Consider the following 16868-nt stretch of genomic DNA (forward strand, 5'->3'; position numbering starts at 1 on the left):
GCAGTTGGGGCGCCCCGGTGACCGAACGTCACCGATGCGCCCCATTTGCGTAGGTGCGGCAACTGCCCCCGCGCTACTCGGCCTTGATGGCCGCGAGCATGTTCAGGCGGGCGGCGCGGCGGGCCGGCCACAGGGCCGCCAGGATGCCGACGACCGCGGCCAGCGTGAGGAAGAGGCTCATCCGGCCCCAGGGCAGGATCAGTTCGTACGTCGGCATGGCGTTGCCGATGAGCTGTCCCGCTGCCCAGCCGAAGAACACGCCCAGGCCGATGCCGAGCACACCGCCGAACAGCGAGATCACCAGGGACTCCAGGCGGACCATGCGCTTGATGCCCTTGCGGTCGATGCCGATCGCGCGGAGCATGCCGATCTCCTGCTGGCGCTCGAACACCGACATCGCCAGGGTGTTGACGACGCCGAGCACGGCGACGATGACCGCCATCGCGAGCAGGCCGTAGAGCATGTTCAGCATCAGCGTGAACATCTGGGCGACCTCGTTGGAGATGTCCTGGCGGTCCTGGATCTTGACCGCCGGGTTCTCGCCGAGGGCCTTGGTCAGCTTGTCCTTGGTGGCGTCGGAGGTGCCGCCCGACATCTTCACCATGACCTGGTCCATGGCGGTGGCGGGGTCGGTGGTGTGCGGGTCGAGGGTGGCGGAGTCGACCATGATGCCGCTGAGGATGTCGTTGGCCGTGTAGACGCCCGCGACGGTCAGATGCTGCTTCTTGTCGTCCTCATAGGTGACGGTGAAGTCCGAGCCGGCCGTCCAGTGGTGGTCCTTCGCCGTCTTGTCGTCGACGACGACGCTCGTGCCGCCGACCGTGAACCTGCCGCTCTTCAAAGGGAGGTCGACGAGCTGGTCGATCGTCTTGCCGTTGACGCCGCTCAGGTACTCGGAGTCGCCGCCGACCTGCGAGTCCGCGTGGGACAGGCCGCTGACCGCGGTGACGCCGGAGGTCTTGTCGAGGGTCTCGCGGACGTCGGGGGAGAGCGCGTTCCCGTTCGCCATGGAGACGACGTAGTCGGCCTTGATGGAGTCGGCGGCCATCTTGTTGATGGCCGACTGGACGCTGCCCGCGATGACCGTGATGCCCGTGATGAGGGTCAGGCCGATCATCAGGGCCGAGGCGGTGGCGGCGGTGCGGCGCGGGTTGCGCACGGAGTTCAGCCGGGCCAGCTTGCCGGAGATGCCGAAGGCGCGCAGCAGGGGGGCCGCGGCGGCGATCAGCGGGCGGGACAGCAGCGGCGTCAGGATGAAGACGCCGATGACGAGCAGCGCGGCGCCGAGCGCCATCGGGGCCTGACCGTCGGAGCCCTTCATGGTCGTCGCGACGAGCACGGCGGCGATACCGACGGCCGAGACGAGCGAGCCGAGCGTGTTGCGCAGGATCAGGGACTTGGTCGTCGGGGCGGCGTGCACCGCGTTCATCGCGGCGACCGGCGGGATCCGCGCGGCGCGGCGGCCCGGCAGCCAGGCGGCCAGCATCGTGATGAGGATGCCGACGACCAGCGCGGAGACGACCGTGTTGACGGAGATGACCAGCGGCCCGGCCGGGATGATCGCGTCCGTCGAGTTCATCAGGGAGCGCATGCCCGCGCCGATCCCGATGCCGGCGGCGAGGCCGGTGACGGCGGCGACGGCGCCCACGACGAACGCCTCGAGCAGCACGGACCGGGTGACCTGGCGGCGGGATGCGCCGACCGCCCGCATCAGGGCGAGTTCCTTGGTGCGCTGGGCGACCAGCATGGTGAAGGTGTTCGCGATGATGAAGATGCCGACGAAGAGCGAGACGCCGGCGAAGCCGAGCAGCAGCTGCTTCATGGAGCTCATCGACTCGGAGATGATCTTGGCCTGCTCGTCGGCGAGCTGCTGACCCGTCTTCGACTCGACGGTGTCCTTGCCGAGCGCCTTGTCGAGCCCGGCCCGCAGCTGGTCCTGGCTGGTGCCCGCGGCTGCCTTCACGTCGATCTCGTCGTACGCGCCCGGCTTGTGGAAGAGCTGCTGCGCGGTCGCCGTGTCGAAGAGGGCGAGGGAGCCGCCGGCCGAGACGTTCCCGTCGTCGGTGGTGAAGATGCCGGTGACCGTCGGGGTCAGCACCGGCCCGTCGATGGACATCCGTACCTGGTCGCCGACCTTGTACCCGGCGCGCTTGGCGGTCTCCGAGTCGAGGGCGACCTGGTTCTTGCCGTGCGGGGCGGTGCCGGCCGTGAGCGGGTAGCGGCCGTCGGGGTTCTTCCCGGAGCCCCAGTAGTTGCCGCCCTTGGTGGAGAAGCCGTTGCCGACGAGCTTGCCGTTCTGGTCGGCGACGGCGGCGTACCCGCTGAGCACGCCGTACGCGGACGCGGCGCCGGGCACGCTCTCGGCCTTCTTCAGGGTGGCGTCGGTCAGCTTCGCCTCCTCGCCGACCTTGTCGTCCCCGCCCTCGATGTAGCCGGGGGTGAGGGCGACGTCGACCTGGTCGAAGCCCTTGGACGACTGCTTCTCCATGGCGGCGGAGATGGTGTTGGTGAAGACGAGGGTGCCGGAGACGAAGGCGACGCCGAGCATGACGGCGAGCACCGTCATCAGGAGGCGGGCCTTGTGCGCGAAGACGTTGCGCAGGGCGGTTTTGAACATGGGTCTGCTCAGTCCTAGATCAAGCCCCTCCGGCGATTGAGGAGCGGGGTCCGGGGCGGAGCCCCGTGGCCTTCGCGCCGTTGCCGGCTGAGGATGTGATGGCGAGTGCGAGTGCGTCGTGGCTGGTCGCGCAGTTCCCCGCGCCCCTGACGGGGCGCATCACGCACGCGGGGCGTGAAGGCGAGGGGGCACCGGCGCAGCCGGGGTCAGCTCGTGCGGCCCTTCGCGTCGAAGCGCTTCATGCGGTCCAGGACGGAGTCCGCGGTGGGCTCGTACATCTCGTCCACGATGCGGCCGTCGGCGAGGAAGACGACGCGGTCCGCGTACGCCGCCGCCACCGGGTCGTGCGTGACCATGACGACGGTCTGCCCCAGTTCCCGTACGGAGTTGCGCAGGAAGCCGAGAACCTCCGCGCCGGAGCGCGAGTCCAGGTTTCCGGTGGGCTCGTCGCCGAAGATGATGTCGGGCTGGGAGGCCAGGGCGCGGGCGACCGCCACGCGCTGCTGCTGGCCGCCGGAGAGCTGCGCGGGGCGGTGGCGGAGGCGGTCGGAGAGGCCGACCATCCGGATCACGTTCTCCAGCCACTGCTTGTCGGGCTTGCGGCCCGCGATGTCCATGGGGAGCGTGATGTTCTCCAGGGCGGTCAGCGTCGGCAGCAGGTTGAACGCCTGGAAGATGAAACCGATCTTGTCCCGGCGCAACTTGGTGAGCTGCTTGTCCTTGAGGGAGCCCAGCTCGGTCTCGCCGATGCGCACCGAACCGGAGGAGAAGGTGTCGAGGCCCGCCACGCAGTGCATCAGGGTCGACTTGCCGGAGCCGGACGGGCCCATGATCGCGGTGAGTTCGGCCTGCCGGAATTCGATGGTGACCCGGTCGAGCGCGACCACCTGGGTCTCACCCTGTCCGTAGACCTTGGAGAGATCTGTGGCGCGGGCCGCCGACGTGGTGGTCCGGCCGGCGAGGGGAGTGGTGGTCACGGGTGGTGCTCCTGTCGGGACGACTGCGGGGGACGAATCCATCGTCTCGGCCGACCGGGCCCGTGAAGTCAGCCGCAGTTCCCGTTCCGAGGGGCGACTTCGGTCGGACCGGCGGAGCGGGTGTCATACCTGGGGATGACACGGAACCCTGAGAGGTCGGCGCCCGGCCGGGCCGGCGACCGCAGGTGAAATCCCGTCAATCCGTAAAAACAGGTCGGCGCGCATGGAAGGGCCTCCGGCAAGTGCGTATGGCCACTGTCATGTGCTGATGCACCCTCAGACGTCAATAAAATAAGACAACATCGGGTCGTTGTTCCGCTGACCGGGGGATGCCGCCGGATAGGCTCGGACGGTCGAAGCGGAGCCCAACACCCTGCCCGGATGGTGGAATGCAGACACGGCGAGCTTAAACCTCGCTGCCCTTCGCGGGCGTACCGGTTCAAGTCCGGTTCCGGGCACCTCCGATTCACTTCTTCGTACCCTCGTCTCCACTTTCCCCCGATTGCCCTCATCAACCCGCGCGACCGTCCCACGCGCGCGGGTCGCATCGTGCTGCCCGCACAACCATTGACACCCGTAGGACAGGAGGCGGAGGATCCGCACGAGTCTGAATGAACGAAAGTTCACCAGGCGAACGCAATGACGCGAGAGGGATCCGTATGCGCACCACCGTCGGGATCATCGGAGCGGGCCCGGCCGGCCTCCTCCTGGCCAGGCTGCTGCAGAACGCCGGGATCGAATCGGTCGTCCTGGAGAGCCGTGACCGGGCCTACGTCGAGCGGCGCCAGCGCGCCGGGATCCTGGAGCAGGGCACCGTCGACGTCCTGCGCGCCGCGGGGGTCGGCGCGCGCATGGACCGCGAGGGGATGCCGCACGACGGCATAGAGCTGCGGTTCGACCGGCGCCGCCACCGCGTGGACTTCCCGGCCCTGACCGGCGGCCGGTCGGTGATGGTCTACGCGCAGACCGAGGTCTGCAAGGACCTCATCGCGGCGCAACTGGCTGACGGCGGCCCGCTCCTGTTCGAGGCGGAGGCGCTGTCCGTAGAGAACGCCGAGAACGCCGAGAACGCCGGGAACGCCGGCCCCTGCGTCCGCTTCCGCCACGAAGGCCGCGAGGACGTCCTGGAGTGCGACTACGTCGTGGGCTGCGACGGATTCTGGGGCGTGGCCCGCGCGGCGGTCCCCGAGGCCCTCTCGCGGACGTACGAGCGCACGTACCCCTTCGGCTGGCTCGGCATCCTCGCCGATGTCGCCCCCTCCCACGACGAGCTGGTCTACGCCCACAGCGACCGCGGCTTCAGCCTGCTGTCCATGCGTTCCCCGGCCGTCACCCGCGCCTACCTCCAGGTCCCGGCGGACACGAACGCCGACGACTGGTCCGACGAGGAGATCTGGGACGAACTCGACCGGCGCCTGGCCGTCGACGACCCGGACTGGCGGCTCGCGCGCGGACCGATCACGTCGAAGTCCGTCACCCCGATGCGCAGCTACGTCCATGAGCCGATGCGGCACGGCCGGCTCTTCCTCGCCGGGGACGCGGCGCACATCGTCCCGCCCACCGGCGCCAAGGGCCTCAACCTCGCCGTCGGCGACGTCGTCACGTTCGCCCGCGCCCTCGCCGCGTACCTGGACAAGGGCGACGCCGGGCCGCTCGACGCGTACTCGGACAGCTGCCTGCGGCGCGTGTGGCAGGCCGAGCGGTTCAGCTACGCCATGACGACCATGCTGCACCGCGCGCCCGACGCGACCGCCTTCGACGACCGGATCCAGCTCGCCCGGCTCGACCGCCTGGCCACCTCCAAGGCGGCGGAGGCCGATCTTGCCGAGGCCTACACCGGCTTCCCGCTGTGATCCCTCGGTGAGCGGAACATCGCGGGGCTGTCCCGCGTTCCTCGTAACAGGATGGGAAAGATCCTCCCTGAGCACTAGGGTCGGATCTTTGCCAGACCATTACTCTTGGGGCAAGGCCATACACGGTGGCCATGGAGGAGTGAGATGAGGAGCAGCAACCCGGTCTTCTCGCGACGGGGATTCAGCCGCGACAACGGCTACGCGCAGTTCAACGCGCGACAGCCGCAGGCCGGGGGCCCCGCGGTCGGTACGCAGGCCAACCCGTACGGCCAGGCGCCGGCCGGCAACCCGTACGCGCAGAACCCGTACGCGCAGCAGGACCTGCAGCAAGGCGCCCCGCAGGCGCCCGCCACCACCGGCCGCATGACGATGGACGACGTCGTCATGCGCACCGCCACCACCCTCGGTCTGCTGATCGTCACCGCCGCGCTCGCCTGGGCGCTGCTGCCGGTCGACGAGGCCAACCTGGGCAAGTCGTACGGCATCGCGATCGGCTCCGGCCTCGTCGCGATGGTGCTCGGCTTCGTCCAGGCCTTCAAGCGCAAGGCGTCCCCGCCGCTGATCCTGGCGTACGCGGCGCTGGAAGGTGTCTTCCTCGGCGTCCTGTCGAGCGTCGTCGACAACTACATCGCGGAGGGCGCGGCCATGCAGGCCGTGCTCGGCACGATGGCCGTCTTCACGGCGGTCCTCGTCGCGTACAAGGCGGGCTGGATCCGCGTCAACCGTCGCTTCTACGGCTTCGTCATGGCCGCCGCGATGGGCTTCATCCTGCTGATGGCCGTGAACCTGCTGTTCTCGGTGTTCGGCGGCGGTGACGGCCTCGGCTTCCGCAGCGGTGGCCTCGGCATCCTCTTCGGCGTCATCGGCATCCTGCTCGGCGCGTGCTTCCTGGCCCTGGACTTCAAGCAGGTCGAGGACGGCATCGCGTACGGCGCCCCGAAGGAAGAGGCGTGGCTCGCCGCCTTCGGTCTGACCATGACGCTGGTCTGGATCTACATGGAGTTCCTGCGGCTGATCGCGATCCTGCAGGGCAACGACTAGGGCCTGACCGGGCGACCGGCCGCCCGGGCGGTCCAGGGCCCGCGCACCTTCGGGTGCGCGGGCCCTTTGCCGTTTGTGGGGGGAGTCGGGAGCGCTAGCCGAACCGGCGTGCGGCACGCCTCAGGTCGTACTCATGGATGATCGCTTTGGCATGGCCGTACGCGAGATCGTGCTCCCCGCGGAGCCAGCTGACCTTCTCTTCGAAGCGAAGAAAGCAGGGGCCCTCTTCGACGGTTCGCAGCCAGTCGGAGACTTCACGACCGGTGCAGTGGGGGATGCGTGCCAGCAGATTTCGGTGGGTCTCCGGGGAGAAGACTTGGGACATCGGCGCCTCCGGAACGCTTCGATGTGGCCTGTCCTTCCACGCCACCGTGCCTGAGCGTCGCTCCCTTGTAAACAGCTACAGTCGCCAAGTGCTTGATACGACGCCATTGACAGCCGCGGTGGATCAGTTCGCGGACCGGCTGCGGGCCGCCCCGCAGAGCCGGCTGCAGCGGGGTGCTGCCGCCGAGGCCCTGGCCCTGGCCAGGGAACTGTCCGCGCGGGCCCAGCGGTTGGAGGACCCGGGGACGGTGGTGCGGGAGATGCCGGATGCCGGAATGTTCGCCGCCGCGGACCAAGTGACGGTCGCCGCACGTGATTTGGCGGTTGCCCTTCGGGGGGCCGGTGAGTTGGGGGAGGCCGTCGAACTGGTCGAGGCGGCCGTCAGGAGAGCCGGGGTCTGAGCCCACCGAGCCCCTGCGGGCCAGAGTCCCGGGGGTTTCGGGGCGCTGGAAGAACTAGGCCGATGCTATGACCCGGTCCGCGAGGATGTACACGTTGTCGCCCGCGCACTCGAAGGTCAGGGCGTACGCCCCGGAGACGCCGGAGCCGCCGAGCAGCACCGGGGTGTCGCCGTCGCGGAGCGCCGCGGCGAGCTGTTCCGCCGTCTCGCGGTGGCCCGGCGTCATGCACAGCGTCGTGCCGTCGGCGAAGACGTAGACGTCGAGCGTGCCGAGCGGGCCCGGGCGGACGTCGGAGAGCGCCGTGCGGGTGTGCGCCAGCTCCTCCAGGCACGCCACCGTGCGCTCGTGGTCGCTGATGACCGGCGACTGGACCGGCACGAAGTCCGGGTGAGAGGGGTGCCTGCGCCGCGCCGCGGCCAGCTCGGGCGATTCACCCGCGAACTCGTCCTCCGGCTCCAGGGCCGACTCGACGACCGGCTCCAGGCCCGCGAAATCGGCCTGCCGCGGCAGGAAGAACTCCTCGCTGAGAGCACTGCCGCCCGCCAGGAAGGGCGGCAGGTCCGAGGTGTCGCGCGCCTCCTGCGCCGCCCAGAACGCCCGCGCCTCCGCCAGCTCGCGCTCCCGCTCCTCGGCGAGGGCGTCGGCGACGGCGACGCGTATGGCGTCCATGTCGGAGGTGGTGCGCGCGGCGGGCACGCCGGGGTGCGCGCCCATGGCGCGACCGCGTGCGACCTCCTCGCGCAGGTCCGCGATCTGTCGTCGCAGACCCCGGACGTTGTGCAGGGTGGCGGCACCGACGGCCGTGGCAGCGGCCGTGGCGAGCAGCAAAGCAAGAGGGATGGCGCTCACTGACGTACTCCCGGTTTCAAGTCGACCCCCGACTTCCTACATCAGCTTGAAGCCTGGACGAACCACCTGTCAGTGCATTACGTCACGAATTGGACAGGTCTTTTGGCCGGGCGTTTAGCCCCAATATGGCCCGGGTATGGGCCTGACCTGCGAAAATCGATCTCCCCCGAGATGTACGTCACATCCTGGGGGAGATTCGATCACGATTGGATAGCCGGGTTCAGGTCAGCTGAGGCGCTCGACGACCATCGCCATGCCCTGACCGCCGCCGACGCACATGGTCTCCAGGCCGAACTGCTTGTCGTGGAACTGGAGGCTGTTGATCAGCGTGCCGGTGATGCGGGCGCCGGTCATGCCGAAGGGGTGGCCCACCGCGATGGCGCCACCGTTCACGTTCAGCTTGTCCTCGTCGATGCCCAGCTCGCGGGCGGACGGGATGACCTGCGCGGCGAACGCCTCGTTGATCTCGAACAGGTCGATGTCGCCGACGCCGAGCCCGGCCCGCTTCAGGGCCTGCTTGCTGGCCTCCACCGGACCGAGCCCCATGATCTCGGGGGACAGGCCGGAGACGCCGGTCGAGACGACGCGGGCCAGCGGGGTCAGGCCGAGCTCACGGGCCTTGGTGTCGGACATGATCACGAGGGCGGCGGCGCCGTCGTTCAGCGGGCAGCAGTTGCCGGCCGTGACCAGACCGTCGGGGCGGAAGACCGGCTTGAGGCCCGAGACGCCCTCCAGGGTGACGCCGGCGCGCGGGCCGTCGTCCTTGCCGACCACGGTCCCGTCGGGGGTGGTGACCGGAGTGATCTCCCGCTCCCAGAAGCCGTTCTTGATGGCTTGCTCGGCGCGGTTCTGCGAGCGCACGCCGAAGGCGTCCATGTCCTCGCGGGTGACGCCCTTCAGCCGGGCCAGGTTCTCGGCGGTCTGCCCCATCGAGATGTACGCGTCCGGCACCTGGCCGTCCTCGCGCGGGTCGTGCCAGGAGGCGCCCTCCTGCTCGGCGACGGCCGCGGTGCGGGCCTCGGCCTCGGCGAAGAGCGGGTTGCGCGTGTCCGGCAGCGAGTCGGAGTTCCCCTTCGCGAACCGCGACACCATCTCGACGCCCGCCGAGATGAAGACGTCGCCCTCGCCCGCCTTGATGGCGTGCAGGGCCATGCGCGTCGTCTGCAGCGACGACGAGCAGTAGCGGGTGACGGTGCAGCCGGGCAGGTGGTCCATGCCCATCTGCACGGCCACGATCCGGCCCAGGTTGTTGCCCTGCTCGCCGCCGGGCAGACCGCAGCCGAGCATCAGGTCGTCGATGTCGCGCGGGTCCAGCTCGGGAACCTTCGCGAGGGCGGTCTGGATGATCGTCGCGGTCAGGTCGTCGGCGCGCAGATCCTTCAGAGAGCCCTTGAAGGCGCGGCCGATGGGGGAGCGGGCGGCTGAGACGATTACGGCTTCGGGCATCACGGCTCCATGGGTGTCTGGCGAAAGGCAGGACCGCTTGGGAAGTTACCCGTACGTATGCCATAGGTCACCGGCGCGGCCGTGTGACCCCTGACGCATTTTTCTAAGCGCTTGCTCAGCACCTGCCCGGCGCAGCCCCGGGTTCAGTTCGCCCCGGACCCCAAAGGACCCGCTTCACCGGCACTGGAGTGCGCGGGCACCGGATCCTGCGTGGGAACACGCCGACGCCGACGCCGCTTCAACAAGGCCCACGGACCGCGCGGCCCCGTCGGCATCGCGGCCGTCACCTCCGTACCGCCCTCCTCGACGGCCTTCGCCGCCGCCCGCGCCACCGGCAGGAAACCCTCCGCACGGGAGACATCGGGGCGCTCCTCGTCGGGCCAGACACCGAGCGCGGCACACAGAGTCGGCAGCAGGGCCATCGCCGCCGTCTGATACCCCTCCGCCGACGGGTGATAGTTGTCCGGACCGAACAGCTCACGCGGATTCGCCGAGAACTCGGGCCCCAGCAGATCACCCAGCGACACCGTCCGGCCGCCCTGCTCCACCGTGCCGATGGTCTGCGCCGCCGCGAGCTGCCGCGAGGCCCGCCGGGCCAGCCAGCGCAGCGGCTGCTGCACCGGTTCGACCGAACCCAGGTCGGGACAGGTGCCCACCACGACCTCCGCGCCGGCCGTCCGCAGCCGTCGCACCGCCGCCGAGAGGTGACGTACCGACTTGGTGGCGGGGATGCGATGCGTGACGTCGTTCGCGCCGATCATGATCACAACGACATCCGGCCGCCAGCCCGGGTCCGCGAGAATCAGCGCCACCTGCCGGTCCAGATCGTCCGACTGAGCCCCGGGCAACGCCACGTTGCGCAACTGCACCGCGCGCTCCGCCACCGCCGCGAGCCCCGACGCCAGCAGCGCCCCCGGCGTCTGCCGCGCCCGGTGCACACCCTGCCCCGCCGCCGTGGAATCACCCAGTATCGCGAAGCGCACCGGCTCGGCGCCCAGATCGGCGTACGCCCTGCCGTACTGGCCGTCGGCCGAAGGGACGTGCACCGGCGTGGTGCCGTGATTGCCCACCTGACGCCGCGCGATCTGCACCTCCGCCAGCACGACCCCGACCGCGGCCGCCCCCAGCAACCCGATCCCCCCGCCGCCGTACGCCGCCCCCGCGGCGATCCGCCGTGCCACCCTTGCCCTGCTCGACATGTTCCGCGGCCACCTGCCTCTGCTACGCGACTCTCGTTCTTTACGGCTCCATGAAGTCCTTGCCCCGTAACCACCGTCGGCCAATCGCAACGGGAGATGAAGGGCCGATGTGCGGCATACCCTGACCGCATCCCTCTGTAGGAGACCCGGAGACAACGTGCAGATCCACGACTCGATGATCAGCCTCGTCGGCAACACCCCGCTGGTGAGGCTCAACAAGGTGACCGAAGGGCTTCAGGCGACCGTCCTGGCCAAGGTCGAGTACTTCAACCCCGGCGGTTCCGTGAAGGACCGCATCGCGCTGCGCATGATCGAGGCGGCCGAGCAGAGCGGGGAGCTCAGGCCCGGCGGCACGATCGTGGAGCCCACCAGTGGCAACACCGGTGTCGGGCTCGCCATCGTGGCGCAGCAGAAGGGGTACAAGTGCGTCTTCGTGTGCCCCGACAAGGTCTCCACGGACAAGATCAACGTGCTGCGGGCGTACGGCGCCGAGGTCGTGGTCTGTCCGACCGCGGTGGACCCCGACCACCCGGACTCGTACTACAACGTCTCGGACCGGCTCGTCAGGGAGACCCCGGGCGCCTGGAAGCCGGACCAGTACAGCAACCCGCACAACCCCCTCTCCCATTACCACTCCACCGGCCCCGAGCTGTGGGAACAGACGGACGGGCGGATCACGCACTTCGTCGCCGGGGTCGGGACGGGCGGCACCATCTCCGGGACCGGCCGGCACCTGAAGGACGCCAGTGACGGGCGCGTCCAGGTCGTCGGCGCCGACCCGGAGGGCTCCGTGTACTCGGGCGGCTCCGGACGCCCGTACCTCGTCGAGGGCGTCGGCGAGGACTTCTGGCCGACCGCCTACGACCGCGAGGTCGCCGACGAGATCGTCGCCGTCTCCGACAAGGACTCGTTCCAGATGACCCGCCGCCTCGCCAAGGAGGAGGGCCTCCTGGTCGGCGGCTCCTGCGGCATGGCGGTCGTGGCGGCGCTCCGGGTCGCCGAGCGGCTCGGGCCGGACGACATCGTGGTGGTGCTGTTGCCGGACAGCGGGCGCGGATATCTGTCGAAGATCTTCAACGATGAGTGGATGGCCGATTACGGGTTCCTGGAGGACTCCGGGCCCAGCGCGCGCGTCGGTGACGTCCTCAAGGACAAGGACGGCGGTTCGCTGCCCGAACTCGTGCACATGCACCCCGAGGAGACGGTCGGTCAGGCCATCGAGGTGCTGCGGGAGTACGGGGTTTCGCAGATGCCGATCGTGAAGCCGGGAGCCGGCCACCCGGATGTGATGGCCGCCGAGGTCATCGGGTCGGTCGTGGAACGCGAGCTGCTCGACGCGCTCTTCACCCAGCGGGCCTCCCTGGGCGACCCGTTGGAGAAGCACATGTCGGCGCCGCTGCCTCAGGTCGGATCCGGTGAACCGGTCGCCGACCTGATGGCCGTGCTCGGATCGGCGGACGCCGCGATCGTGCTGGTCGAGGGGAAGCCGACGGGAGTGGTCAGCCGTCAGGACCTGCTGGCCTTCCTCGCCAAGAGCGTCGGTAAGTAGGTTCGCGAAAACGGTACGAGCACGTCACGTGCGCGCAGCACCCGCTTAACACGGGTCCGGCACATTGGTGGATGTCGGAAGGGGCGGGAGCGGCTCCCCGCCTCGGACGGCGACAAGCGGCGTCAAGGAATCTCCGGAGCGGCTCCCGGATCTCCATGGACGCCCTGGACGAGGCACCCGGTCCTGACCCGGTGCCGCGTCCCTCGCGGGGACCGCCGTCGTCCCGCCCCCCGTAACAGGGGGTGCGGCGGTCCCCGCGCAATTCTTTTTGTGGGCAGGCGAGTTGGAGTCGGGGCTCACTCCACGAACAGGCCGCGCTCCGCCGCCCGTACGTCGAATTCCTCAAGGCGGGCCTGGGCCTGGGGCAGGCCGTCGCACATCGCTTCCAGGAGTACCCGCCCGAGCAGCATCGGCGCGCAGGCCGTGTCGAAGGCGAGGCCGGTGCCGACGGCGGCGGGCAGCAGCAGGTCGGAGTGTTTGGCCACGGGGGCGAAGGCCGAGTCGGCCACCGAGACCACGGTCAGGCCGGCCGACCTGGCGTAGGCGAGGGTGTCGACGACCTCGCGGGGGTGGCGGGGCAGGGCGAAGCAGAGCAGGGTCGTGGCGCCCGCGCGTACGGCCGTGTCGATCCGGTCGGCCAGCATGGTGCCGCCCTCGTCGAGGAGGCGGACGTCGGGGTGGACCTTCGCCGCGAAGTAGGAGAACCCGTATGCCTGGGAGGCGGCCGCGCGCAGGCCGAGGACGAGGAGGGGCTGGGAGGCGGCGAGGAGCCGGCCGGCCCGTTCGACGGGTTCGGGGTCGGCGAGGAGGTCGGCCAGGTGTCGCAGGTTGGCGATCTCGGCCTCGACGGCCTGCTGGTACTCGTTGGCCCCGGTGGTCGCGGCGGGTGCGGCGGGGGCCACTTCGCGCAGGTGTCTGCGGAGTGCGGGGTAGCCGTCGAAGCCGAGGGCGACGGCGAACCGGGTCACGGAGGGCTGGCTGACTCCGGCGAGTTCGGCCAGTTCCACGGAGGACAGGAAGGGCACGTCGGCCGCGCGCCGCACCATGCAGTGGGCGATGCGTCGCTGGGTGGGTGTGAGGCGGTGGTTCTCGAAGAGGTGCTGGAGGCGGGCGGCGGGGCTGTGTCCCCCGGTGCTGTTGGTCGTGTGCTCGCTCATGTCTCCCCGTCCGTCCCCGGCGCCGTCCATTCAGCGGTTCCTCGCTGTGCATGATGTTATTCAGGCCGGGGGTGGGGCGCCAGAGGCTGCGTTGCTTCGTTCCTCTGCCGGTACGTTGCCCGGATGGGTCTTTTCGACAAGCTGACCGGCACCCGGCGCCCCGACGACGGGGTCGCGCCCCGGCCCGCGCGGGAGGTGCGGGACGCGTTGCTCGCCCTGGCGGGGCCCGACGTGCCCTGGACCGTGCGCGCCGCCACCCCCGAGGAGCGGGCCGGCCTGGTCGCGGAGTGGCGGGTCCGCGAGCCCGCCTGGCAGGAGTTCTTCCGCGCCCGGCACGTCGACCGCACCGTCAGGATCCGGCTGCGTCTGGTGCCGGACGAGCACGAGGTGCGTGCGCTCGACGAGCAGTGGGAGGTCACCTGGCACGACGGCACCCCGCGGTTCGCCAGGTCCCGCGAGTACGGGCGGGGGCCCTCGCACACGGTCAGCAAGCGCTGGACGTTCGAGCGCGGCGAGGACGGCAGTCGCCACATGGAGGAAACGTTCTCCTTCGACTCCGCGGACATGAAGGACCCGCTGCGGGACACGGTGCTCAAGGCGGGCTGGGCGTGGCGCGGGGTGGTGTTCGGGAAGCTGTGAGCCGGGGCTCGCGACGGCCGGAGCCACTGGGGCGGTCGGTCACTCCACGAAACGGCCCAGCAGTACGGCGGCCCGTTCCACGTCGATCGTGAGGGGGCGGTCCGTCAGGTCCGGTTCCAGGTCGGCGTCGGCCAGGGCGAAGGCGCGGCCCACCGGGAGGGACGGGTCGGGGCGGTGGTCGCGCAGGCGCAGGGCGCGGACCGCGGCGACCAGTTCGCAGCCGACGACCTGGCGGTAGGCAGCGCAGGCGCGCAGGGTCTGGCGGGCTGCGAGGGAAGCGAAGCTGGCCTGTTCCTCGACCCCGCGGGAGAGGACCGCGTGGCCGAGGGAGGCGGGGGCCGAGAAGGCGCGGAGGTCGCCGAGGGCGGCTTCGGCGGCGTACTCCAGGATCATCACGCCGGACGCGCCCGGTTCGCCGTCCGCGAGGAACGGGCGCAGACGGGTGTAGGCCGGTTCGTTGAGGGTGGAGAGGCGGGAGGTGGAGAGGCGGGCGGCCTGGGTGACGGAGAGCCGGAAGTGGTCCAGGGCCAGGGCCAGTTGGGCCATGTAGAAGCCGCCGTGGTGGTACGCGGTCATGTCCTCGGCGGAGATGAGCGGGTTCTCGGCGGCCGCGTTGATCTCGACCGTGAGGATGTCTTCGAGGGCGTCCGCCGCGTCCTGGGCGGGGCCGTGGATCTGGGGTACGCAGCGGAAGCCGTACGGGTCCTGGATGCGGCCGAGCGGTGGGGTGGGGCGGTCGGGGGCGCCGAGGATGTCGCGCATCCGGGCCGCGACCTCGTAGGAGCCCTTGTGGCGGCGGGACTCGTGGACGGGGAGCGCGTAGGCCTCGTAGGAGCCGTCGACCGCCAACAGGCTGAGGGCGGCCACGAGTTGGGTCGCGGTCAGCAGTGAGCGCAGTTCGTGCAGGGCGAGGGCGGACTGGCCGAGGGTGAGGGCGTTGCTGGAGATCAGGGCCAGTGCGTCGTTGTTGTCGAGCGGCTGTGCGGCCGGTGGGGTGCCCTTGCCGCGCCACGGGTGCTCGCCCGCGAGTGCCAGGCCCATCTGGGCGAGCGGTGCGATGTCGCCGGTGCCGACGGAGCCGTGTTCGTTGACGGCCGGGTGCGATCCGTTCTCCAGCGCCTCGCACAGGGCGGTGACGACGGTGGGGCGCAGGCCCGCGCCGCCGGCGAGCAGCTGGTTGGCCCGGACGGCGAGCATCGCGCGGACCTCCCGTTCGGGCAGTTCGGCGCCGATCGCGCCCGCGTGGCTGCGCAGCAGGCGCAGTCCGTGGTCGGCGGCGGCCTCGGTGGGCACGTCCTCGCTGCGGTTGGCGCCGACGCCGGTGGAGCGGCCGTAGACGCGGCCCCAGGCGGCGATCTCGCGGGCCGCGTTCCAGGATTCCTCGACGCGCTTCATGGCGTCGGTGCCGGGTACGGGGCGGGCGTTCGCGTGGGCGAGGCGGACCACGTCGTCGACCGGGAGGCCGTGGCCGTCGAGCACGACGACCGGGGGCGTCGTGTCCGCCGGATCCACCATCTTGGACATCACGCGTTATTCCTCCTCGAACCGATACAAATCGCCCGCGAAGGGGCGGTCGCGTCTCACATTTCGGGCAGCCCGGGGGGATTTACCGGTGATTTACGCGGGGGCATTGACAAGTTATTCACGCACCGAGAACTCTGCATGACGATATGCAGACCGGGCAAGAGGACTTCAGAGGCGCTCCATGATCCAGTTCGACGCGGTCCACAAGCGATTCCCGAACGGCACGACAGCGGTGCACGACCTCTCGCTCTCCATGCCCGAAGGAGGAGTCACCGTCTTCGTCGGATCCTCCGGCTGCGGCAAGACGACCAGCCTCCGGATGATCAACCGTATGGTCGACCCCACGTCGGGGACCATCCGGGTCGGCGGGCGGGACGTCCTCGACCAGGACGCCGCCGAGCTGCGCCGCTCCATCGGTTACGTCATCCAGCAGGCCGGCCTGTTCCCGCACCGCACCGTCCTCGACAACGTCGCGACCGTGCCCCTGCTCCTCGGCTGGGGCCGCAAGAAGGCCCGCGCGGCCGCCGCCGAGCTCCTCGAACGGGTCGGGCTCGCCGCCGACATGGGCAAGCGCTACCCGCACCAGCTCTCCGGCGGGCAGCAGCAGCGCGTCGGCGTGGCACGGGCGCTCGCCGCGGATCCGCCGGTCCTGCTCATGGACGAGCCGTTCGGCGCCGTGGACCCTGTGGTGCGCAGTCAGCTCCAGGACGAACTGCTGCGGCTGCAGAAGGAGTTGAACAAGACCATCGTCTTCGTCACGCACGACATCGACGAGGCGGTGCGGCTCGGTGACCGGATAGCCGTGTTCCGCGAGGGCGGACACCTGGTGCAGTGCGCCGCGCCGGCCGAGCTGCTCGCGCGGCCCGTGGACGATTTCGTGGCCGACTTCCTCGGGGCCGAGCGGGGGTTGAAGCTTCTGTCGCTGACGGAGCTGGGTGGCGTGTCGCAGGCGCCCTTGCCGGACGGGTCTCCCTGGGAGCTGGTGCTGGACTCGGCCCGCAAGCCGCTGCACTGGCGTGCGCGGGACACCGGGACCGAGGCCCCCGTGCGGCCTCTCCGGGATACGGATTCTCTTCTCTCCGCGCTGAACGAGTCCGTCGCTTCGCCCGTCGGGCTCGTTGCCCGCGTCGATGCGGAGGGGGTGCTTACCGGGGTCACGTCCCGGGACGACATCCACTCGCGGGCGGGGGCCGCTCACGCGCAGGCCGTGTCCGGCGCGCCGTCTCGGGGCTCCGCCCCGGACCCCGCTCCTCAAGCGCCGGAGGGGCTTGATCTGACCGGGTCCGCGTCTG

The 16868-nt window shown here is 70.4% G+C and carries 14 protein-coding genes and 1 tRNA gene; 7 read left to right on the top strand and 8 right to left on the bottom strand.

Translation table 11 applies throughout. The features are described 5' to 3' along the window. Positions 1-73: 73 nt before the first annotated feature. Positions 74-2617: an FtsX-like permease family protein gene (locus AB0J02_RS18800; protein ID WP_363194795.1), complete on the bottom strand. Its 2544-nt coding sequence runs from the start codon at positions 2615-2617 to the stop codon at positions 74-76. 206 nt (positions 2618-2823) lie between these two features. Further along, complete coding sequence (locus tag AB0J02_RS18805) at positions 2824-3594, bottom strand: ABC transporter ATP-binding protein (protein WP_363194796.1); 771 nt, start codon at positions 3592-3594, stop codon at positions 2824-2826. Between the two features lie 375 nt (positions 3595-3969). Here AB0J02_RS18805 and AB0J02_RS18810 point away from each other — a divergent pair. From AB0J02_RS18810 to AB0J02_RS18820, 3 genes are all read left to right on the top strand, one after another. Then, a tRNA-Leu gene (locus AB0J02_RS18810) sits at positions 3970-4052 on the top strand. Positions 4053-4253: 201 nt separating this feature from the next. After that, positions 4254-5447, top strand: a complete 1194-nt coding sequence (locus AB0J02_RS18815) for a 4-hydroxybenzoate 3-monooxygenase (protein WP_363194797.1) — start codon at positions 4254-4256, stop codon at positions 5445-5447. Between the two features lie 144 nt (positions 5448-5591). Further along, positions 5592-6488 (top strand): Bax inhibitor-1/YccA family protein, encoded by an 897-nt coding sequence (locus AB0J02_RS18820; protein WP_363194798.1) that lies wholly within the window; start codon positions 5592-5594, stop codon positions 6486-6488. Between the two features lie 94 nt (positions 6489-6582). Here the strand turns inward: AB0J02_RS18820 and AB0J02_RS18825 are convergent, their stop codons facing one another. Then, positions 6583-6813 (bottom strand): DUF4287 domain-containing protein, encoded by a 231-nt coding sequence (locus tag AB0J02_RS18825; protein WP_363194799.1) that lies wholly within the window; start codon positions 6811-6813, stop codon positions 6583-6585. 88 nt (positions 6814-6901) lie between these two features. On the opposite strand from AB0J02_RS18825, the gene AB0J02_RS18830 reads away from it, so the two are divergent. Next, complete coding sequence (locus AB0J02_RS18830) at positions 6902-7213, top strand: hypothetical protein (protein ID WP_363194800.1); 312 nt, start codon at positions 6902-6904, stop codon at positions 7211-7213. 54 nt (positions 7214-7267) lie between these two features. On the opposite strand, the gene AB0J02_RS18835 is transcribed toward AB0J02_RS18830, so the two are convergent. From AB0J02_RS18835 to AB0J02_RS18845, 3 genes are all read right to left on the bottom strand, one after another. Then, complete coding sequence (locus AB0J02_RS18835) at positions 7268-8062, bottom strand: hypothetical protein (RefSeq protein ID WP_363194801.1); 795 nt, start codon at positions 8060-8062, stop codon at positions 7268-7270. A gap of 225 nt (positions 8063-8287) precedes the next feature. Further along, positions 8288-9508 carry an acetyl-CoA C-acetyltransferase gene (locus tag AB0J02_RS18840; protein WP_363194802.1) on the bottom strand — a complete coding sequence of 407 codons (1221 nt, stop codon included), beginning with the start codon at positions 9506-9508 and terminating at the stop codon, positions 8288-8290. Positions 9509-9651: 143 nt separating this feature from the next. Then, positions 9652-10707, bottom strand: coding sequence for an SGNH/GDSL hydrolase family protein (locus AB0J02_RS18845; RefSeq protein WP_363194803.1), 1056 nt, complete (start codon positions 10705-10707; stop codon positions 9652-9654). A 157-nt stretch (positions 10708-10864) separates the two neighbouring features. Here AB0J02_RS18845 and AB0J02_RS18850 point away from each other — a divergent pair, with 157 nt between their 5' ends. Beyond that, positions 10865-12256 carry a cystathionine beta-synthase gene (locus tag AB0J02_RS18850; protein WP_363194804.1) on the top strand — a complete coding sequence of 464 codons (1392 nt, stop codon included), beginning with the start codon at positions 10865-10867 and terminating at the stop codon, positions 12254-12256. A gap of 296 nt (positions 12257-12552) precedes the next feature. Here the strand turns inward: AB0J02_RS18850 and AB0J02_RS18855 are convergent, their stop codons facing one another. Next, entirely contained in the window at positions 12553-13413 is an 861-nt protein-coding gene (locus AB0J02_RS18855; protein ID WP_363194805.1) for a MurR/RpiR family transcriptional regulator, read from the bottom strand. A gap of 123 nt (positions 13414-13536) precedes the next feature. On the opposite strand from AB0J02_RS18855, the gene AB0J02_RS18860 reads away from it, so the two are divergent. Next, positions 13537-14052 (top strand): hypothetical protein, encoded by a 516-nt coding sequence (locus AB0J02_RS18860; protein ID WP_363194806.1) that lies wholly within the window; start codon positions 13537-13539, stop codon positions 14050-14052. 39 nt (positions 14053-14091) lie between these two features. Here AB0J02_RS18860 and AB0J02_RS18865 read toward each other — a convergent pair whose 3' ends face one another. Beyond that, positions 14092-15576: an aromatic amino acid ammonia-lyase gene (locus AB0J02_RS18865; protein WP_363194807.1), complete on the bottom strand. Its 1485-nt coding sequence runs from the start codon at positions 15574-15576 to the stop codon at positions 14092-14094. A 181-nt stretch (positions 15577-15757) separates the two neighbouring features. Here AB0J02_RS18865 and AB0J02_RS18870 point away from each other — a divergent pair. After that, positions 15758-16868, top strand: a 1111-nt coding sequence (locus tag AB0J02_RS18870) for an ABC transporter ATP-binding protein (RefSeq protein WP_363194808.1), incomplete at its 3' end; no start/stop codon positions are given.

This window comes from Streptomyces sp. NPDC050264, from assembly GCF_040655895.1.
In the GTDB taxonomy this organism is placed as follows: domain Bacteria; phylum Actinomycetota; class Actinomycetes; order Streptomycetales; family Streptomycetaceae; genus Streptomyces.